The organism is Neorhizobium sp. T7_12, assembly GCF_002968535.1.
GTDB classification, from domain to species: Bacteria; Pseudomonadota; Alphaproteobacteria; order Rhizobiales; family Rhizobiaceae; genus Neorhizobium; species Neorhizobium tomejilense.
The window spans coordinates 210268-231510 of sequence record NZ_PVBK01000001.1 but is presented as its reverse complement, the minus strand read 5'-3'; the positions used below and the strand labels follow the sequence as shown (position 1 = coordinate 231510).

Below are 21243 nucleotides of genomic sequence, written 5' to 3'. Positions count from 1 at the left end.
GCCGCCGCTTGTCCGGATCACTTACCGATGGGCTTGATCGACAACAGGATGTCGACCAGTTCCTTCTGGTGCTTTTCCTCGTCGCCCTTGGTTCCCCAATAGGTGACGACGAGGCCCTTGGTCGGCGACGTCTGGATCAGTGCAAGCCCGACGCTCACCGGGCCGCTCTCGTCCTTGCCGTCCCAATCGAGCGTGGTCATCTGCATGCCGTTGAACTCCTCGACCGGAGTTTCCTTCAGCGTCTTGGGATCGACGGTGACGCCAACCTCCTTCAGGAAATCGATGGCGTCCGTAACGGTCTTGTCCATCGACTTCAGCTCCGCGACATCGGCGGAAAGATAGACGGCGTCGTCACTGGACGTGGCATCGACGCCGGTGTCGGTTTCCTTCGGGTTCCAGCTGTCGGGGATCTTGATGCTAGCGATCGGAGCATCGCTCGGGAACTTGAGTGTTTTCGCCTCAGCCAGCATGGGAGCGGCCATGACGAACATGGCAATCAGGAGAGCTTTTTTCATCTGTGAATCCTTAAGAAATGGGGACCGCAGATGCTTCTACCAGCGGCGAAAACCCGTTTAGCACGCAGCCCTTTAAGAATAGGTGGAGCAAACACTCAAAAAGCCGGAGAATTCCGCCAAACTCGCGTTAGGGTACGCCACCTCCCCTTCCGCCGTCGCTGGCAGGCACCTGCTGATCCATGCCAAACCGCAAGATCGGTCGAGCGCGTCATATTTGAAAGGGCGTAGATGGTGTCGCCACGGAGGAAGACTATGAAGGCGCCACTTGAAAACTACCATGCCCGAATGCAGCGGGTGCTGGACCATATCGACCAGCACCTCGACGATGATCTGGGCCTGGACGCGTTGAGCGGCGTTGCAGCGTTCTCGAAATACCATTTCCACCGGCAGTTCGCGTCCACCTTCGGGGTGTCCGTACATCGCTATGTCCAGCTTGCCCGTTTGAAGCATGCTTCGCACCGGCTGGCTTCGAAGGACGCTCCAAGTGTCACGGACGTAGCGATGGATGCCGGTTACGATGCACCCGACGCCTTTGCCCGCGCCTTTCGGCAAAGGCTTGGCCAATCGCCTTCATCATTCCGGAAGTCGCCCGACTGGGCACCGTGGCTTGCGGCCTTCGGGCCTTTGAACAATGCGAGGAGCAAGCTCATGCAGATTACCTATACCCACGACGACGTGACTATCCGCGATGTCCCCCCGACGCCGGTGGCGATCATGGAGCATCGGGGCGACCGGGCAACACTTGGCGATACCATCGAGCGCTTCATTGCCTGGCGCAAGGCGGCCGGCTTATCGCCTGAGACGAGCCCGACCTTCAACGTCTTCCGTTCTGAGAGGACCCCTGCGATCCCGGCCGATTATAGCATGGACCTGTGTGTCGGGACTGACCTGCCGATTGCGCCCGATGACGCACAGATGAAACCAGGCGTGATCCCCGGCGGGCGCTGTGCGGTCCTGCGCGTCTTCCATGATCCCCACAATTTAGAGCCCGCCGCGCTCTTTCTTTATCGGGATTGGCTTCCAGCCAGTGGGGAGGACGCACGCGACTTCCCCATCTATTGCCAGCGGCACTTCTCCCTCTTCCCGGGCGCGCAGGTCCATGATGTCGTCGTGGAACTGTTCCTGCCCTTGAAATAGCAGCGCTGGACGGCGGCCGGTCTCGGACATTCGGTATTTCCGGCCTAGCTCGGGCTCCGCCCGCCGCCGCGCCGTTCCAGAAGCTCGATCTGGATCTGCTGCATTTCCGCCAGCCGCTCCCATTGATGCGCCATCTGGTGATCAATCTTTTCGTGGAGCTGGCGGATTTCGAGTTCGGCGCGCAGGTTGATCATGTAGTCGTTCTCGGAGCGCAGCCGGTCCTTCTCCTCCTGCCGCCTCTGGCTCATCATGATGACAGGCGCCTGCAGCGCCGCAAGGCAGGAGAGCACCAGGTTGAGCAGGATGAACGGATAGGGGTCGAAAGGCTGGGAGAACAGGCCGACGACATTGATCCCCATCCAGACGACCAGCACGCCGAGGAAGCTCAGGATGAACGTCCAGGAGCCGCCGAAGGTGGCGACCTTGTCGGCAATCCGCTCGCCGAAGGTGGGGTTGCGCTCGAGCAGGTCGCTGGCGCTCGTCTGCACCGTCGAGGCGCCCTTTTCGAAACTGTCGAGCACGCGCCTGTCGAGATCGGAAAGCTCGCCGCGCTCTTCGTCGAGCAGCTTTTCCACATAACGGCGGCGATAGCGGCCGAGGTCCTCGTCGCAGATATAGCTGTCGGCTGTGCAGTCCGGGACTTCCTCGGCGACCATTGCCACGAGGTTCGGCCGCAGGTGTCCGGCCTTGTGCATTTTCGAGAGCGGAAAAGTGCGGCCGCAGACGACGCATTGCCCTGTCTTGGTCGGAGCCAGATGCCTGCTCATTTCACGCATCTTCCTTCTTCTTCGCATGCGCGTGAAGCGGCGAGAGGTGGAAGAGGCGCGGCGAGAATTTGGCCCGGAACTCTTCCGAACGGCCGATATAGATGAGCGTCACGCCGTCGAGACGGCTGAGCACGTTCAGCAGCCGCTGCTGGGTTTCCGGCTCCAGGCCTTCCAGCACGTCGTCCATGATCAGCCAGGCCGGCTTACGCAGCACCGCGTTGGCGATCGCGAGCGCTGCCTCCTCGTCCTTGTCGAGCAGTCGGTCCCAGCGCTCCACCTCGTCCAGCCGGTGCACGAGGCGGTCGAGCCCGACCTTCTCCAGGGCCTCGGTCAGCGCCTTGTCGTTGATGTCGCTCAGCCCGTCCGGATAGGTCATCACCTCGCGCAGCGTCGCCGTCGGCAGGTATCCGTCCTGCGGCATCAGGATCATGCGGCCCGCGGGCGGCAGGGCGATCTCGCCGCGCCCCCAGGGCCAGATGCCGGCCAGCGCCTGGAAAAACAGATGCCGGTCGGCGCCGGGATCGCCGTTGATCATCACCCGCTCGCCCGGCTTGATGGCGCAATCGCCCTCGACGACGCGCACCCCATGTCCGGCCTCGCCCTGCTCGGGCGCGCCGTAAACCGTGATGCCGCAAACGCTGATGCCCTCCCCCTGTTGCGCCTCTCGATAGGCGATCACCCCGCCCTCCTCAGCCGGCGTATCCATGGAGAGCAGCGCGTTGCGGAAGGAAGAGACGCGGTTCAGCGTTGCCCGCCAGTCGGCGATGACGCTGAAATTGACGACGTACCAGCGAAGCGCCTGGTTGACCTGGTTGAAGGCGCCGACCGCCATCATCAGCCCGCCGAAGGAAAGTTCGCCGGAAAAATACATCGGCGACGCGATGATGATCGGCGCCACCAGCGCCAGCCAGCCGAACCCGGCAGAGACCCAGGTGAGGTTGGCGAGCGCCCAGGCGAGCTTGCGCAGCATGCCGAGCACGCCGTCGATCGCAAAATGCACCCGGTCGCGCTCGCTTGCCTCACCGCGCGCGAGCGTGATCGGCTTGAGGTTCTCGTTGGCGCGCACCAGGGCCGAGCGCAGGTCCGCTTCCCGGGCATAACGCTCGGCGTTGAGCTTCGGCAAAAGGTTGCCGACGACGTTGCTGAGCACCGAACCCAGCAGCGCATAGAGGATCGTCGTCCACACCATATAGCCGGGGATCGAAATGGCGCGGTCGCCGAAATGGAAGACGAAATTCGACGAGATCGCCCAGAGCACGCCGATGAAGCTCGCGAGCAGGATCGTCGAGTTGACGAGCCCGATCGCCAGCGCCGTGGTGTTTTCCGCCAGGATGCGCGTGTCCTCATGCAGCCGCTGGTCGGGATTGCTGGCGATCGAGCCTGCGCGGCCAAGCTTCAGCGCCCGGCCGGGCTTCAGCCAGACATCGGCGAGGTCGCGCGCCAGCCCCTCGCGCATCCGCAGGGCGGTAATCTGGTTCAGCCACTGCTGGATGACGTTCAGGAGCGTCAGCGAAAAGGCGATAATACCAAAGACGACGAGCTGGTTCAGAAATTCCGGCATGTCGCGCCGTTCCAGCGCATCGTAGAATGGTCCGTTCCACTCGTTCAGACGGTATGTCGCATAGGTCGTTGCGAAGATGACGACGAGCAGGGCCGCGGTCAGTACCAGGACGCGATTGCGCACCGGCGCATTCCAGAATGCCTTGCCCATCATGCGGAGCTGCCCCCCCAGGGAAAGTTCGAAGGCCGGCACTACACCTTCGGAATTCTGCGACATCTACTGCGACTCCTACAATCACCCTCGTCACCCCCAACTTAGCACGCGTTTGCGGCTTATGCAGCTTCAAGGGTCCCGTTTGGTTTATATGGGGGTCGAACCAGCCGGATGCATCCAACGTCTTCGTGAGGTTCATCCGGAACGTCCGCGCCGCCGAACCCCACCGAAAAACCGCCCGACAATGTTCGTCACGCGCCACCTCCTCTCTTCACTTTTCCCAAAACCGCTTGCAAATTTCGCAGCCAAATGTTAATGACCGACCAGTCAGTCACAATTGGAGATACGCGGTGGCCGAGAGGAAAAGAGAGAAACGCGATCCGCAGCAGCGCCGGGCCGAAATCCTGGCCGCCGCCTTCGCCTGCTTTTCCGAACGCGGGTTCGCCGCCACCCGCATGGAGGATGTCGCGGCCCGTGCCGGCATCGCCAAGGGCACCGTCTACCTGCATTTTCCGGACAAGGAAGCGCTGTTCACCGAGCTCGTCTCGGGCATCGCCACGCCGATCCTCGGTCAGATCGACGGGCTGGCGGCCAACGAGGCAATCCCGCCGCGTTTCGCCATCTCGATGTTCTATACCCTCTTCAAGCGCGAGGTTCTGGAGACCGAGCGCCGCCACCTGTTGCGGCTGATCCTCGCCGAAGGCCCGATGTTTCCGGCCGTCACCGAGTTTTACCACCGCGAGATCATTTCGAAGGGTCTCGGCGTCCTGCGCATCCTGCTCGCCCGTGCCGCCGCCCGCGGCGACCTGCGCAATCCGGCCATTGCCGAAGTGCCGCAGATCGTCATCGCCCCGGCGCTGTTGTCGATCGTCTGGACGACGCTGTTCGAGGCCTACGAACATCTCGACACCCAAAATCTGTTCGATGCCTTTCTCGAAACCCTGTTCGTGCCGGAAGGAGGTGCGAAGTGAAGCGTATCCTCATCATCGCTATCCTGGCGGGCGCCGCCCTTGCCGCCCTGCCCTTCCTCTTCGCCGACAAGCCGCCGCGCCCTTACCAGGGCTGGGTCGAAGCCGACACGCTGTTCATCGGTGCCGAAAGTGCCGGCCGGCTCACTCAGGTCGATATCGCCGAAGGTGCGACGATCGCAGCCGGCGCGCCGCTCTTCAGGCTCGACTCCTCAAGCGAAGAGGCCGCCGTCGCTGCGGCCCGCGCCGCGCTTGCCCGCTCGCGGGCGGAACTGGATCTGGCGCAAGCCGCCCAGAAACGCCCCCAGGAGATCGACGTGCTGCGCGCCTCCGAACGCGAAGCCTCCGCCCGGCTGGAGCTTGCCGAACAGGATCTCGACCGCACCCGGGTTCTCGTCGAGCGCGGCACCGCGACCCGCGCCAATCTCGATACCGCGACCGCGACCGAGGCCGCCAACCGCGCCGCCCTCGAGAATGTCCGCAGCCAGATCATCCTCGCCGCCCTTCCCGCCCGCGATGAGGCGCTGCGTCAGGCAGAAGAATCCGTCGCCGCCGCCAGGGCCGATCTCGCCTCGGCGCAGGCAGCACTTGCCCGCCGCTCGGTTTCGGCTCCCGCCGCCGGCAGCGTCGAGACACTCTATTACCGCACGGGCGAAGTCGTGCCCGCAGGCCGCCCGATCGTCGCCCTCCTGCCACCCGAAAATGTCCGCATCCGCTTTTTCGTGCCCGAAACCGAAATCGCCCGCCTGTCGCTCGGCCAGCCGGTCCGCGTCGGCTGCGACGCCTGCCGGCCGTCCGATGCAAAGGTCAGCTTCATCGCCAGGAGCGCGGAATATACGCCGCCGGAAATCTACAGCCTCGAAGAGCGTGCAAAACTCGTCTATCGCATCGAGGCCATCCCTGCCGACCCGAAGGCGCTCCGCCCCGGCCAGCCGGTCGATGTCCTTCCGGGAGTTCATCCATGACCGCCGCCGAAACCTACCAAGTCGACGCCCCGGAAACGGTGATCGACGTCCACCACCTCACCAAGAGTTTTGGCGGCCGCAAGGTGGTCGACGATGTCTCCATGTCGGTGAAGAAAGGCCGCATCCACGGCTTTCTAGGCCCCAACGGTTCCGGCAAGACGACCACCATCCGCATGCTCTGCGGCCTCTTGACGCCAGACAGCGGCGACGGCACCTGCCTCGGCTTCGACATTCTGACCGAGAGCGACCGCATCCGTCGCCGGGTCGGCTACATGACCCAAAAATTTTCGCTCTACCAGGACCTGTCGATCCGCGAGAACCTCGAATTCGTCGCCCGCGTCTACGGCCTCGCCGATCCGCGCGGCAAGGCGAGCGCCGCCATCGAACGCCTCGGCCTCAAAGGCCGCGAAAAACAATTGGCCGGCGAACTTTCCGGCGGCTGGAAACAGCGCCTCGCGCTCGGCGCCTGCATCCTGCCGGAACCGGCACTTCTCCTCCTCGACGAACCGACCGCCGGCGTCGACCCGAAGGCCCGCCGCGACTTCTGGAACGAGATCCATGCGCTTGCCGCCAACGGCCTCTCGGTGCTGGTCTCCACTCATTACATGGACGAAGCGGAGCGCTGCCACGAGATCGCCTATATCGCCTACGGAAAACTGCTCGCCGAAGGCACTGTGGACGAGGTGATCGCCGGCACCGGCCTCGTCACCTTCACCGTCTCCGGCCCAGGCGCCGACCGTCTGCAGTCCGAACTCGAAAACCAACCCGGCATCGACATGATTGCCCCCTTCGGCACCAGCCTGCATGTCGCCGGCCGCGATGCCGCGACCCTTGAACAGGCGATCGCTCCCTATCGCGACAGGCCGGGCCTCAAATGGGAAAAGGGCGAACCGACGCTGGAAGACGCCTTCATCGACCTGATGCGCCGCTCGGAGGACAATTTCAAATGACCCCGGCGCCCGGCAACACCAACGGCAATGGCAGCTCCTTCGGCCGCTTCTGGGCGATGACGGTCAAGGAATTCATCCAGATGACCCGCGACCGCATCACGCTCGCGACCATGGTCATGCTGCCGATCATGCAGCTTTTCCTGTTCGGCTTTGCCATCAACACCACTCCGCACAACCTGCCGACCGCCGTGCTGATGCGCGAAAACAGCGATGTCGGCCGCTCCATCCTCGCCGCGCTGAAAAACACGGATTTCTTCGAGGTCAAATCGGTCGTCACCCGCGCCGAGGACATGGATGCCCTGCTGCAGTCCGGCGAGGCCCTGTTCGTCGTCGAAATCCCCGAAGGTTTCGAACGGTCGCTGCGGCGCGGCGATTCTCCCTCGCTGCTGGTCGCCGCCGACGCCACCGACCCGGTCGCCGCAAGTTCCGCGCTCGGCGCGCTCTCCGGCATCATTTCGACGGCGCTGGAAAACGACCGCCAGGTCACCTTTGCCGAGCCCGTGAAACCCGCCTTCCAGATCGTCCAGCACCGCCGCTACAATCCGGCCGGCTCTTCGACCTTGAACATCGTTCCCGGCCTGCTCGGCACGATCCTGACGATGACGCTGCTGATCTTCACCGCCCTCTCCGTCACCCGGGAGGTGGAGCGCGGCACGATGGAGAACCTGCTCTCCATGCCGATCAAACCGCTGGAAATCATGCTCGGCAAGATCGCCCCCTACGTGCTGATCGGCCTCATCCAGGCGCTGGTGATCATCGGCGTCGGCATCCTCGTCTTCCGGGTGCCGATCCTCGGCGATCCCCTGTCGCTGACCGCCGCCACCGCCCTCTTTGTCATAACCAACCTGTCGATCGGCTACACGTTCTCGACGATCGCGGCGAACCAGTTGCAGGCGATGCAGATGGCGATGATGTTCTTCCTGCCGAACATCCTCCTTTCCGGCTTCATGTTCCCCTTCGCCGGCATGCCTGGTTGGGCGCAGTGGATCGGCGAGGCCCTGCCGCTCACCCACTATATCCGCATCGTCCGGGCGGTGATGCTGAAGGGCGCCGATATCGGCGGCCTCGGCTACGATACGGCAGCGCTCGCCGCCCTGATGGCCGTCGCCATGCTGATCGCGGTCCGCCGTTTCCGCCGCACGCTGGATTGAGGAATAAAGCCGCTTATCTCGCGTCTGCGGTATAAGCTTGGATTCCGCCTTGCTTTATTCTCGTGCATTGCACAAAATCCTTGCAACGATCATCGATCGGCCCGGTAAAGCGGCCGGCAAGGGGAAGTATGTCGATCAAGGCAAGTGTCTACCACCTTACCCACTACATGTACGACAAGCCTGTCCGTCTCGGACCGCAGATCATCCGCCTCAAACCGGCTGCCCATTCGCGCACCAAGGTGCTCAGCCATTCGCTGAAGGTGACGCCCTCCAATCATTTCGTGAACCTGCAGCAGGATCCCTACGGCAACTACCTCGCCCGCTTCGTTTTTCCGGACCCGGTCACCGAGTTCAAGATCGAGGTCGATCTCGTCGCCGACATGACGGTCTACAATCCCTTCGACTTCTTCGTCGAAGAGGAAGCGATGAAATGGCCGTTCAGCTACCCGCCCGAACTGGTCGAGGACCTGTCGATCTACATGGTGCCGGAGCCGCCGGAACCCGCGCTGGCCGACTACATGAAAACCTTCGACATGTCTCCGGACCAGCCGACGGTCGACATGATCGTCGGCATCAATGCCCGCCTGCAGCAGGCGATCGGTTACGTCATCCGCATGGAGCCGGGCGTGCAGACGCCGGAGCAGACGCTGACCTCGGCCATGGGCTCCTGCCGTGACACCAGCTGGCTGCTCGTCCAGATCCTCCGCCATCTCGGCCTCGCCGCGCGTTTCGTCTCCGGTTACCTGATCCAGCTGACGCCGGACCTGAAGGCGCTCGACGGCCCCTCCGGCACCGAGGTCGATTTCACCGACCTGCACGCCTGGTGCGAAGTCTACCTCCCCGGCGCCGGCTGGGTCGGCCTCGACCCGACTTCCGGGCTTCTGACCGGCGAAAGCCATATCCCGCTTGCCGCGACCCCGCATTTCCGCAACGCCGCCCCGATTTCCGGCGGTTATTTCGGCGAAGCGGAGACCTCCTTCGCCTTCGACATGAAGGTCAATCGCGTCGCCGAACATCCGCGCATCACCAAGCCGTTTTCGGACGAATCCTGGGAGGCGCTCGACAAGCTCGGCGACCAGGTCGACCGCGTGCTGCAGGCGCAGGACGTTCGCCTGACCATGGGCGGCGAACCGACCTTCGTGTCGATCGACGATTTCGAATCGGGCGAATGGAACACCGATGCCGTCGGCCCCACCAAGCGCGAAAAGGCCGACATCCTGATCCGCAAGCTGCGCGAACATTTCGCGCCCGGCGGTTTCCTCCATTACGGCCAGGGCAAGTGGTATCCCGGCGAGACCTTGCCGCGCTGGACCTTCTCCCTTTACTGGCGCAAGGACGGCCGGCCGATCTGGAGCAATCCCGACCTGGTGGCTGAGGAAGGCCAGAGCTACGGCGTCGGCGACGACGATGCGGAGAAACTCCTGACGGCGCTTGCCACCGAACTCGCCATCGCGCCCGAAATGGTCGTCCCGGCCTACGAGGATCCTGCGGAGTGGATCATCCGCGAAGGCAGTCTGCCGGAAAACGTCGACCCTTCCAATTCGAAGCTCAAGGATCCGGAAGAACGCAACCGCATCGCCCGGGTTTTCGAACGCGGCCTGACACGGCCGAGCGGTTATGTTCTGCCCGTCCAGGCCTGGAATGCCCAGGCCAGGGGAAGCTCCGGCGGAAAGCGCTGGGTCAGCGAGAAATGGAGCACCCGCCGCGGCAAGATCTTCCTCGTGCCCGGCGACAGCCCGGTCGGTTATCGCCTGCCATTGGGCACCCTGCCCTATGTGCCGCCGTCGCAGTTTCCCTATATCCACGAGGCCGACCCCTCGATACCGCGCCAGCCGCTGCCAGAGGCGATCGTCCCGGCCGGCCGCGCCATGCCGGAATCCTCCTTCAAGGCAGGCGACGCCGCCAATCCCGGTCGCGTGGAACAGACCCTCGGCGAGATCGGCGGTGCGGTGCGCACCGCGATCTCCGTCGAGCCGCGCGACGGAAGGCTTTGCGTCTTCATGCCGCCGGTCGAAAAGATCGAGGATTATCTCGAACTGATCGCCGCTGCCGAGAACGCTGCGACCGCAATCGGCCTTCCCATCCATATCGAAGGTTATGCCCCGCCCCATGACGAGCGCATCAACGTCATCCGCGTCGCGCCCGATCCGGGCGTCATCGAGGTCAACATCCATCCGGCCGCAAGCTGGAAGGAGACGGTTGCGACCACCACCGCGATCTACGAGGAAGCCCGCCAGAGCCGCCTCGGCGCCGACAAGTTCATGATCGACGGCCGCCACACGGGCACCGGCGGCGGCAACCACGTCGTGGTCGGCGGCGCCAATCCGAACGACAGCCCGTTCCTGCGCCGCCCCGACCTGTTGAAGAGCCTGGTGCTCCACTGGCAGCGCCATCCGTCGCTCTCCTACCTGTTCTCCGGCCTGTTCATCGGCCCGACCTCCCAGGCGCCGCGCATCGACGAGGCCCGCCACGATTCGATGTACGAGCTGGAAATCGCGCTTGCCCAGGTGCCGGTGCCCGGCCAGGGCGCTCCCCCGCTGCCATGGCTGGTCGACCGCCTGTTCCGCAACTTGCTAACCGACGTCACCGGCAATACCCATCGCTCCGAAATCTGCATCGACAAGCTGTTCTCGCCCGACGGCCCGACCGGCCGCTTGGGCCTCGTCGAGTTCCGCGGTTTCGAGATGCCGCCGAACGCGCGCATGTCGCTTGCCCAGCAATTGCTGGTCCGGGCACTGATCGCCCGCTTCTGGAAAAACCCGCTTCAGGGCCGGTTCGTGCGCTGGGGAACGGCGCTCGCCGACCGCTTCATGCTGCCGCAATATGTCTGGGCCGATTTCATGGACGTCCTCCAGGACCTTCGCGAAAACGGCTTCGACCTGCGTCCCGAATGGTTCGAGGCCCAGCTCGAATTCCGCTTCCCCTTCTTCGGCGAGGTCGAATACGAAGGCTCCAAGCTCGAACTGCGCCAGGCGCTCGAACCCTGGCATGTGATGGGCGAGCAGGGTGCGATCGGCGGCACCGTGCGTTACGTCGATTCGTCGGTGGAGCGCCTCCAGGTCCGGCTCGAAACCACCAATCCGTCCCGCTATACCGTCGCCTGCAACGGCCGTGCCGTACCGCTGAAAGGCACCGGCACCTCCGGCGTCTCGGTGGCCGGCGTCCGTTTCAAGGCCTGGCAACCATCCGCCGGCCTGCACCCGGTCCTGCCGGTTAACACGCCGCTCACATTCGACATATATGATACATGGTCCGGCCGTTCGATCGGCGGCTGCATCTATCACGTTGCCCATCCGGGCGGGCGTAGTTATGACACCTTCCCGGTCAACGGCAACGAGGCGGAAGCACGCCGCCTCGCCCGGTTCGAGCCGTGGGGGCATACGGCGGGCGGCTATACGCTTCTGGCCGAAACGCCCTCGCCTGAATTTCCGCTGACGCTCGATCTGCGCCGGCCGCAAGGAGTCTGAAACGCCCGATGTCCAAGGCACCGGCAACCGAACGCAAGGCAAAAGGGGGGATCGCTGGCGATCCCCTTCTCGGTTATGCCGCATTGCCCGGCGTTGCCGACGAGATGCTCGATGCGAACGGCCAGATCCGGCCGGTCTGGCGCAACCTGCTCTCCCATCTCGGCCGCATGACCGAGCACGAGCGCCGCGAGCGTTTCGCCCGTGCCGACCGCTACCTGCGCGATGCCGGCGTCTTCTACCGCACTTACGGCGCTCAGGGGAGCGGCGAGCGTAACTGGCCGATCAGCCACGTGCCGGTCCTCATCGACGGCAAGGAATGGGAGACGGTCTGCAAGGGCCTGACCCAGCGCGCCGATCTTCTGGAAGCGCTGATCGCCGACATCTACGGCGACAATAAGCTGGTGCAGGAGGGTTTCCTGCCGCCGGCGCTGATTGCCGGAAACGCCGAATTTCTCCGCCCGCTGGTGGGCGTCAAGCCGGTCGGCGGCCACTACCTGCATTTCTGCTCATTCGAGATCGGCCGCGGACCGGACGGCAACTGGTGGGTGCTTGCCGACCGCACCCAGGCGCCGTCCGGCGCCGGTTTCGCGCTTGAAAACCGCGTCGCCACCACCCGCGCCTTTTCGGACATCTATGCCGAATCGCATGTCCACCGCCTCGCCTCCTTCTTCGGCGCCTTCCGCGACGCGCTGCAATCCCACAAGCAGAACCCGGAGGACCGCATCGCGGTCCTGTCGCCGGGTCCTGCCAACGAGACCTATTTCGAGCACGCCTATATCGCCCGCTATCTCGGCTTCATGCTTCTCGAAGGCGAGGACCTGACGGTCGTCGGCGACCGCGTCATGGTCCGCACCGTGGCTGGCCTGAAGCCCGTGGGCGTACTCTGGCGCCGCCTCGACGCCGCTTATGCCGATCCGCTCGAACTCAACCAGCACTCCCATATCGGCACCCCCGGCATGGTGCAGGCGCTACGCTCCGGCGCGCTCACCTTCGTCAACGCGCTCGGCTCCGGCATTCTCGAGACCCGCGCGCTGCTGGCATTCGCCCCGACCGTCTGTCGGCGGCTGATCGGCGAGGACCTGATCATGCCCTCGATTGCCACCTGGTGGTGCGGGCAGAAAAAGGAACGCGAGCACGTCGCCAAGAATATCGAGCGCATGGTCATCGGGCCGGCCTATTCGCGGCTGCCCTTCTTCGACGACAACGGCCAATCGGTGCTCGGCTCGTCGCTGCGCAAGACGGCGAGGGACACGGTCGGCGACTGGCTTGCGACCGAAGGCGCCAAGCTGGTCGGCCAGGAGGTCGTGACGCTTTCGACCACGCCGGCCTACGTCAACGGCAAGCTCACGCCGCGGCCGATGTCGCTGCGCGTCTTTGCCGCCCGCACCGAACACGGCTGGCAGATCATGCCGGGCGGTTTTGCCCGTATCGGCGCCGGCGACGACGTGGCGGCGATCGCCATGCAGTCGGGCGGGGCCGCCGCCGACGTCTGGATCGTCAGCGACAAGCCGGTCGCGAAGGCGACGCTCCTGCCGCCCGAGGAAAGTTTCACCCGCAACATGCCCGGCAGCCTGCCGAGCCGCGCGGCCGACAATCTCTACTGGCTCGGCCGTTATATCGAGCGGGCCGAAGGCGCCCTGCGCATTCTGCGCGCCTGGCACCTGCGCTATGCGGAGTCTGCCGATCCGAAGGCACCGCTTCTGGCCGACGTCACCCGCTACCTGAAGGGCATCGATGTCGAGATGACCAAGGCGGTGCCGGCGTCGCTTCTGCGCAACATCGACAGCGCCATCTATTCGGCGAGCAACATTCGCGACCGTTTCTCGCCGGACGGCTGGCTGGCGCTGACCGACCTTGCCAAGACCGCCCGCCGCTTCCACGACACCGTGCATGCGGGCGACGACGCCTCGCATGCAATGACGGTGCTCCTGCGCAAGCTCGCGGGTTTTGCCGGTCTGGTGCATGAAAACATGTACCGTTTCACCGGCTGGCGTTTCCTGTCGATCGGCCGCCACCTGGAGCGCGGCATGCACATGACCCGGCTGCTCGGCCACATGTCAGGCCCCGACGCGCCGGATGGCTCGCTCGACATGCTGCTCGAGATCGGCGACAGCGTCATGACCCACCGCCGCCGTTACAACGTCGCCACGGCAAGGCTGACGGTCGCTGACCTCCTGGCGCTCGATCCCCTGAACCCGCGCTCGATCCTGTTCCAGCTGAACGAAATCCGCACCGAGGTGGAGCAATTGCCGAACGCCTTCGTCAACGGCCAGATGTCGCCCTTCTACCGCGAGGCGATGCGGTTGCATTCCGGCCTTGCGGTGATGACCCCGGAGGGCATGAACGACGACACCTACCAGAAGATCGAACTGGAGATGGAGAAGCTGTCCGATATCCTCGGCCAGACTTATTTCAGCTGATGCTTTACGATCTCTCCCTCCACATGGGTTATACCTACGACGTGCCGGCCTCGGGCGCCCGCCATGTGATCCGCCTCCTGCCGCTGTCCCTGCCCGACCGGCAGCGGCTGATTGCCGGCTCGATCACCGTCGGCCCGCATGCCGACGAGCGGACCACGTTCATCGATTTCTTCGGCCAGCAGGCGACATCCGTGCTGCTGCGTGCGCCGCACGAAAAACTCGACATCCGCATGCAGGCCCGCGTCATGGTGGAAACCACCTCGATGACGGCGGACCTGTCGCCGGAACTGGCGACGCTCGCCGACGAACTGGCGGATTTCTGGTCGGTCAATGCCGCCTCCCCGCATCACCTGACCGGCGCAAGCCCGCGCCTTGCCGAGGAACCGCTGATCGCCGCCTATGCCCGCGAGATCGTCAAGCCAGGCCAGACCGTGCTGGAGATCGCGCTTGGCATCTGCGCCCGTATCCACAAGGACTTCACCTACGACGCCAAGGCGACCGAGGTCGATACGACCCCGAAGGAGGCTTTCCGGCTGAAGCGCGGCGTCTGCCAGGATTTCACCCATATCATGATCGTGGCGCTCCGCAGCCTCGGCATCCCGGCCGGTTATGTCAGCGGCTTTCTGCGCACCATTCCGCCGCCGGGCAAGGAGCGCCTCGAAGGCGCCGATGCCATGCATGCCTGGGTGCGGGTCTGGTGCGGCGAGACCATGGGTTATGTCGAACTCGATCCGACCAACAACATTCCGGCCGGCAGCGACCATATCGTCGTCGGATACGGCCGCGACTATTCCGACGTCGCCCCGGTCATCGGCATGCTCAAGGGTTACGGAAACCAGAATGCGGTGCAGGCGGTGGACGTCATTCCGCTGAAATCCTGAAATCCCGCTCCGTTTTGGCGCTGATTCTTGGCATTCCGTAAAATTGCAACGAATGGTTTAGGCCTTCCTATACCCGCCAGGAATACACCACGGGTGTTCAAATGAATTGAACTCTGGGGGCCATGATGAAGCACACAATTTTTGCGCGGCTGGCGAAGGACCGCGCCGGTAATTTCGGTATCATGACGGCTGCACTGCTTCCCGTCCTGCTGGCGGTCGGCGGCGTCGCAGTCGACCTGACACAGGCGATGGATCAAAAGAACCAGCTCCAGGCGCTGGCGGACAGCGCCACTCTCGCTGCGGCGTCCGCCATGGCCGCCAAGGGCACGATGACGACGGCGGAAGCCCAGAAGCTTGGCGCCGATATGTATATCGCCCAGAAGATGGAGGAGCTCAAGAATTCCGGTGCTTCCGCTGAGACGCTGGCTGCGGAAGAGGCCAAGCTCAGAGCGAACACCCAGACATTGGCAACCTCCTCGGGCAGCTCCACGACGGCTGCCAGCTACGAGGTCCGCATGAAGTCGAGCTACGACGTACCGCTCAGCGGCCTGACCTCGTTCCTCGGTTTCCCGACCGTGCGCGTCAGCGTCGAAAGCGTCGCCGCCAGCGGCCGCGAAGGCAACGCCCTCTCCATGTACCTGGCGCTCGATGAATCGGGCTCGATGAAAGAGGACACGACGACGATCAATTCCGCCCAGCCGACCATACAGCAACCCTATTCGTGCGGCAAAAACAACAAACAGATCTGCTATAGGGATGTCCCCAACTATCTGACAAAAATGGAATCTCTCAAGGCGGCTGCAGGGGTGATGTTTGAGGAGCTGGAAATAGCCGATCCGAACCATGAACTGATCCGTGTCGGCGCCGATTCCTACGACGACCAGACGAAGGCCGAGCAGAGCATCCAGTGGGGTACTTCCCTCGTGGACAGTTATGTCAACAAGCTGCCGGAACCGCCGTCGGGCGGCACCGACGCCAGCGGCGCGCTGACCAATGCGCTGAATGCGCTGAAGAATGCCAACGCCACCGAAAAGACCGCCCATGACGGCAAGGGCAACACCAATTTCGATCGCTACATAGTCTTCATGACCGACGGCGAGATGACCGGCTACAGCGGGACCTGGAACTCGACGATCGACGCCAGGGTCCGCGACATCTGCTTTAACGCGAAAAGCGACGGTCTCACGGATGCCGCAAAGCTGAAGCTGACGGAAGGGAAGCAGCTCACGGAAGAGGAGATGGGGAAGGGCATCAGGATCTACACGATCGCCTTCATGGCGCCGGACAGGGGCAAGAGCCTGCTGAACTACTGCTCCAGCGGCCCCGGCTATTATTACGAGCCGACCAACATGACGACGCTGGTGCAAACCTTCGGCGAGATCGCCCGCAAGGCTGCCCAGACCGGCACTCGCCTGACCAACTGAACTTGCCTTTCAGAAAGGCTGCAAAAACGCCCCGCCCTCACCGGCGGGGCGTTTTTCGTTGGTCTTGTCCGAGCGATACACGCAAAGATAAATCGGTCATTGCGCAGTGTCATAACGGTGCATAAACTGTCCTTATACATCTTGCCAGATGGACTGAATCGGACGCCCTTCCTCCCGCTCCCCCAGAAAGTTGGCGACATATGAACAACACGTCTTCTCCGGTCGAAATTCCTCAGCCGGCCCCCCGCAGCTCCCGTCCCGAAATCATGGCGGAAGAGATCATCGAGCGCCTGACCTACCGTATCGGCAAGGACGCGAAGGTGGCCAAGCCCCACGACTGGCTGACCGCCACCATCCTGGTGGTGCGCGACCGCATCATCGACACCTGGATGGAATCCACCCGCAAGGTCTATCGGACCGGCGGCAAGCGCGTCTATTACCTGTCGCTCGAATTCCTGATCGGCCGCCTGATGCGCGATGCCGTCAGCAACATGGGGCTGATGCAGGAAATCCGCGACGCGTTGTCTTCGCTCGGCGTGGATATCGACGTGATTGCGGTTCTGGAACCGGATGCCGCACTCGGCAATGGCGGTCTCGGCCGGCTTGCCGCCTGTTTCATGGAGAGCATGGCGACCGTCGACATCCCGGCCTACGGTTACGGCATCCGCTACGTCCACGGCCTGTTCCGCCAGCAGATGGCCGACGGCTGGCAGGTCGAGCTTCCGGAAAGCTGGCTTGCCCACGGCAATCCCTGGGAATTCGAACGTCGCGAAAGCTCCTACGAAATCGGTTACGGCGGCACGGTCGAAACAGTCGGCGGGTACGACGAGACGCCGCGCTACGTCTGGAAGCCGGCCGAACGCGTCATCGCCATGGCCTACGACACGCCGGCAGTCGGCTGGCGCGGAAAACGCGTCAACACGCTGCGCCTCTGGTCGGCCCAGCCGATCGACCCGATTCTATTGGACGCCTTCAACGCCGGCGACCACATCGGCGCCCTGCGCGAAAGCAACAAGGCCGAAAGCCTGACCCGCGTCCTTTATCCGGCCGACGCCAACCCGGCCGGGCAGGAACTGCGCCTGCGCCAGGAATTCTTCTTCTCGTCGGCTTCGCTTCAGGACATCCTGCGCCGCCACCTGCAGCAATATCCGGACTTCACGAACCTGCACGAAAAGGTCGCGATCCAGCTCAACGACACCCACCCGGCCGTGTCGATCGCCGAGCTGATGCGCCTCCTGACCGACATCCACGGCATGGATTTCGAGCAGGCCTGGTCGGTCACCCGCCAGACCTTCTCCTACACCAACCACACGCTGCTGCCGGAAGCGCTGGAAACCTGGCCGGTACCGCTGTTCGAGCGCCTTCTGCCGCGTCACATGCAGATCGTCTATGCGATCAACGCCCTGATCCTGATCGAGGCACGCAAGCAGAAGAGCTTCTCCGATACCCAGATCCGCTCGATCTCGCTGATCGACGAAAGCGGCGACCGTCGCGTCCGCATGGGCAACCTTGCCTTTGTCGGCTCGCATTCGGTCAATGGCGTCTCGGCCCTGCATACGGACCTGATGAAAGTCACGGTGTTCGCCGACCTGCACACGATGTATCCGGCCCGCATCAACAACAAGACCAACGGCATCACCCCGCGCCGCTGGCTGATGCAGTGCAACCAGGGCCTCACCTCACTGATCCAGGAAGCGATCGGCGACGAGTTCCTCGACAATACGGACGCCTTGCAGGGGCTCAACGCCCATGCCGACGACAGCTCCTTCCAGGAGAAATTCGCCGCCGTGAAGCGGGCCAACAAGGTGCAGCTCGCCAATCTCGTCGGCAGCCGCATGGGCATCCGCATCGATCCGTCAGCGATGTTCGACATCCAGATCAAGCGCATCCACGAATACAAGCGCCAGCTGCTCAACATCATCGAAGCCGTCGCCCTCTACGACCAGATCCGCTCGCATCCCGAGATGGACTGGGTCCCGCGCGTAAAACTGTTCGCGGGCAAGGCGGCGCCGAGCTATCACAACGCCAAGCTGATCATCAAGCTCGCCAATGACGTGGCGCGCGTCATCAACAACGACCCGGCCGTCCGCGGCCTGCTCAAGGTCGTCTTCGTGCCGAACTACAACGTCTCGCTCGCCGAGATCATCGTTCCGGCCGCCGATCTCTCCGAGCAAATTTCGACCGCCGGCATGGAAGCATCCGGCACCGGCAACATGAAGTTCGCGCTGAACGGCGCGCTGACCATCGGCACGCTCGACGGTGCCAACGTCGAGATGCGCGACCATGTCGGCGAGGAGAATATCGTCATCTTCGGCATGACTGCCGACGAGGTCGCCAAGGTCCGTTCCGAGACCTACCAGCCTCGCGCCATCATCGAGAAGTCACGGGAACTTGCACAGGCGCTCAACGCCATCGCCACGGGCGTTTTCTCGCCGGACGACCGTTCCCGCTTCACGACCCTCACCGACGGCATCTACAATCACGACTGGTTCATGGTCGCCGCCGATTTCGACGCCTACGCGGAAGCCCAGCGTAACGTTGACCAAATCTGGTCCGACCCTAAATCCTGGTATTCGAAGACAATTCGCAATACCGCCCGGATGGGATGGTTCTCCTCGGACAGAACTATTCGTCAGTATGCGTCTGAAATCTGGAGAGCCTGATGAAAAAATCGCCGCGCGTCGATGACGGGAGAGTCCCTGGGGAGATTCCGTTATCCGAGATCGAGGCGATTTTGGAAGGCAGGCATACCAATCCCTTTGCCGTCCTCGGGCTTCACAAGCTCGGGGACGCGTTCAGGGTCCGTTGCTTCGTTCCGGGTGCCGAGGCCGTCACCGCACTGTCGCTCGGCGGCACCGAACTCGGCGAACTGACGCGCCGCCACGATGCCGGATATTTCGAAGGCCTCGTTAACGCCACCCACCTGCAGCCCATCCGCTACCGCGCCCGCCGTGGCGATGACGAATGGGCGGTCACCGACCCTTATACGTTCGGCCCGGTGCTCGGCCCGATGGACGACTATTTCGTCCGCGAGGGCTCGCATCTGCGCCTGTTCGACAAGATGGGCGCCCATGCCCTGAAACACGAGGGCGTCGAAGGTTTCCACTTCGCCGTCTGGGCGCCGAACGCCAAGCGCGTTTCCGTCGTCGGCGATTTCAACGGCTGGGACGGCCGGCGGCACGTCATGCGGCTGCGGGTGGACACCGGCATCTGGGAGATCTTCGCCCCCGACATCAGGCCGGGCGCCGCCTACAAATTCGAAATCGTCGGCAAGAACGGCACCGTCCTGCCACTGAAAGCCGACCCTTACGCCCGGCGGGCCGAACTGCGCCCCGACACCGCCTCGGTCACTGCACCGGAACTCTCCCAGGCATGGGACGATGCCGCCCACCGGGAATTCTGGGAAAAGGCGGACCACCGCCGCCAGCCGATCTCGATCTACGAGGTACACGCCGGCTCCTGGCGCAAAAAGCCGGACGGCTCCTTCCTCTCCTGGGACGAGCTCGCCTCGGAACTGATCCCCTATTGCACCGACATGGGCTTCACCCATATCGAATTCCTGCCGATCACCGAACATCCCTTCGATCCGTCCTGGGGATACCAGACGACCGGGCTTTTCGCCCCGACCGCCCGCTTCGGCGAGCCGGAAGGATTTGCCCGCTTCGTCAACGGCTGCCACAAGGTCGGCATCGGCGTCATCCTCGATTGGGTACCGGCGCATTTCCCGACCGATGCCCACGGCCTGCGTTTCTTCGACGGTACGGCACTCTACGAACATGCCGATCCGCGCCAGGGTTTCCACCCGGACTGGAACACCGCGATCTACAATTTCGGCCGGCTGGAAGTGCTTTCCTACCTCGTCAACAATGCGCTCTACTGGTCGGAGAAATTCCATCTCGACGGCCTGCGCGTCGATGCCGTCGCCTCCATGCTCTATCTCGACTATTCGCGCAAAGAGGGCGAATGGGTGCCGAACGAATATGGCGGGCGCGAGAACCTCGAGGCGGTGCGCTTCCTGCAGAAGATGAACTCGCTTTCCTACAACGCCCATCCGGGCGTGATGACGATCGCCGAGGAATCGACCTCCTGGCCAAAGGTCTCGCATCCCGTCCACGAGGGGGGCCTCGGCTTCGGCTTCAAGTGGAACATGGGTTGGATGCACGACACGCTGAGCTACATGCAACGCGAACCGATCCACCGCAAACACCACCACAACGAACTCACCTTCGGCCTCATCTACGCCTATTCCGAAAACTTCGTCCTGCCGCTGTCCCACGACGAAGTGGTGCACGGCAAAGGTTCGCTGATCGCCAAGATGGCCGGCGACGACTGGCAGAAATTCGCAAACCTGCGGGCCTATTACGGTTTCATGTGGGGTTATCCCGGCAAGAAGCTGCTGTTCATGGGCCAGGAATTTGCCCAGTGGAGCGAATGGAGCGAAACCCGCTCGCTCGATTGGAACCTGCTCCAGTACCATCCGCACGAGGGCATGCGCCGCTTGGTCCGCGATCTCAACTTCTGTTACCGCTCCAAACCCGCGCTGCATGCGCGCGACTGCGAGGGCGAAGGTTTCCAGTGGCTGATCGCCGACGACGCGGAAAATTCCGTTTATGCATGGCTGCGCATGTCGCCGGGAGAAAAGCCGGTGGCGGTGATCAGCAATTTTACGCCCGTCTACCGTGAAAATTTCCGCATCCCCTTGCCAATCGAAGGCAGATGGCGGGAAATCTTGAATACCGACGCCGAGATCTACGGCGGTAGCGGCAAAGGCAATGGCGGTCGCGTTCAGGCTGTGAACGCGGGAGGAACCGTTCAGGCCGAAGTCACGCTGCCGCCGCTGGCGACGATCATGCTCGAACTGGAACAAGCATAAGGGACCTTGGG

14 protein-coding genes are annotated in these 21243 nt (G+C 63.4%); 11 read left to right on the top strand and 3 right to left on the bottom strand.

Features of this window, described 5'->3' with window-relative positions; genetic code table 11:
• Nucleotides 1-17 precede the first annotated feature (17 nt).
• Nucleotides 18-515, bottom strand: a complete 498-nt coding sequence (locus C5J26_RS01100; protein WP_105400162.1) for a histidine kinase — start codon at nt 513-515, stop codon at nt 18-20.
• A gap of 252 nt (nt 516-767) precedes the next feature.
• Here C5J26_RS01100 and C5J26_RS01095 point away from each other — a divergent pair, with 252 nt between their 5' ends.
• Nucleotides 768-1652 carry a GyrI-like domain-containing protein gene (locus C5J26_RS01095; RefSeq protein ID WP_105400161.1) on the top strand — a complete coding sequence of 295 codons (885 nt, stop codon included), beginning with the start codon at nt 768-770 and terminating at the stop codon, nt 1650-1652.
• Nucleotides 1653-1696: 44 nt separating this feature from the next.
• Here the strand turns inward: C5J26_RS01095 and C5J26_RS01090 are convergent, their stop codons facing one another.
• Both C5J26_RS01090 and C5J26_RS01085 read right to left on the bottom strand, forming a co-directional pair.
• Entirely contained in the window at nt 1697-2419 is a 723-nt protein-coding gene (locus tag C5J26_RS01090; protein ID WP_205412903.1) for a DUF1003 domain-containing protein, read from the bottom strand.
• 1 nt (nt 2420) lies between these two features.
• Nucleotides 2421-4196, bottom strand: a complete 1776-nt coding sequence (locus C5J26_RS01085; protein ID WP_105400159.1) for an ABC transporter ATP-binding protein/permease — start codon at nt 4194-4196, stop codon at nt 2421-2423.
• 287 nt (nt 4197-4483) lie between these two features.
• Here C5J26_RS01085 and C5J26_RS01080 point away from each other — a divergent pair, with 287 nt between their 5' ends.
• The 10 genes from C5J26_RS01080 to glgB all read left to right on the top strand — a co-directional run bounded on the left by C5J26_RS01080 (nt 4484) and on the right by glgB (nt 21232).
• Entirely contained in the window at nt 4484-5104 is a 621-nt protein-coding gene (locus C5J26_RS01080; RefSeq protein ID WP_105400158.1) for a TetR/AcrR family transcriptional regulator, read from the top strand.
• Complete coding sequence (locus C5J26_RS01075; protein ID WP_105400157.1) at nt 5101-6066, top strand: HlyD family secretion protein; 966 nt, start codon at nt 5101-5103, stop codon at nt 6064-6066. Before C5J26_RS01080 ends, C5J26_RS01075 begins: the two co-directional genes overlap by 4 nt.
• Nucleotides 6063-7016 (top strand): ABC transporter ATP-binding protein, encoded by a 954-nt coding sequence (locus tag C5J26_RS01070; protein WP_105400156.1) that lies wholly within the window; start codon nt 6063-6065, stop codon nt 7014-7016. The genes C5J26_RS01075 and C5J26_RS01070 overlap by 4 nt, the downstream gene beginning before the upstream one ends.
• Nucleotides 7013-8167 carry an ABC transporter permease gene (locus C5J26_RS01065; protein ID WP_105400155.1) on the top strand — a complete coding sequence of 385 codons (1155 nt, stop codon included), beginning with the start codon at nt 7013-7015 and terminating at the stop codon, nt 8165-8167. Before C5J26_RS01070 ends, C5J26_RS01065 begins: the two co-directional genes overlap by 4 nt.
• 128 nt (nt 8168-8295) lie before the next feature.
• Nucleotides 8296-11634, top strand: coding sequence for a DUF2126 domain-containing protein (locus C5J26_RS01060; protein ID WP_105400154.1), 3339 nt, complete (start codon nt 8296-8298; stop codon nt 11632-11634).
• A gap of 8 nt (nt 11635-11642) precedes the next feature.
• Nucleotides 11643-14054: a circularly permuted type 2 ATP-grasp protein gene (locus tag C5J26_RS01055; protein WP_105400153.1), complete on the top strand. Its 2412-nt coding sequence runs from the start codon at nt 11643-11645 to the stop codon at nt 14052-14054.
• Nucleotides 14054-14935, top strand: a complete 882-nt coding sequence (locus C5J26_RS01050; protein ID WP_105400152.1) for a transglutaminase family protein — start codon at nt 14054-14056, stop codon at nt 14933-14935. The genes C5J26_RS01055 and C5J26_RS01050 overlap by 1 nt, the downstream gene beginning before the upstream one ends.
• A gap of 122 nt (nt 14936-15057) precedes the next feature.
• Nucleotides 15058-16359, top strand: coding sequence for a TadE/TadG family type IV pilus assembly protein (locus tag C5J26_RS01045; RefSeq protein WP_105400151.1), 1302 nt, complete (start codon nt 15058-15060; stop codon nt 16357-16359).
• A gap of 200 nt (nt 16360-16559) precedes the next feature.
• Nucleotides 16560-19022: a glycogen/starch/alpha-glucan phosphorylase gene (locus C5J26_RS01040; RefSeq protein ID WP_105400150.1), complete on the top strand. Its 2463-nt coding sequence runs from the start codon at nt 16560-16562 to the stop codon at nt 19020-19022.
• A complete protein-coding gene (glgB, locus tag C5J26_RS01035) occupies nt 19022-21232 on the top strand; it encodes a 1,4-alpha-glucan branching protein GlgB (protein ID WP_105400149.1) in 2211 nt (736 codons plus the stop codon). Before C5J26_RS01040 ends, glgB begins: the two co-directional genes overlap by 1 nt.
• Nucleotides 21233-21243: the final 11 nt, after the last annotated feature.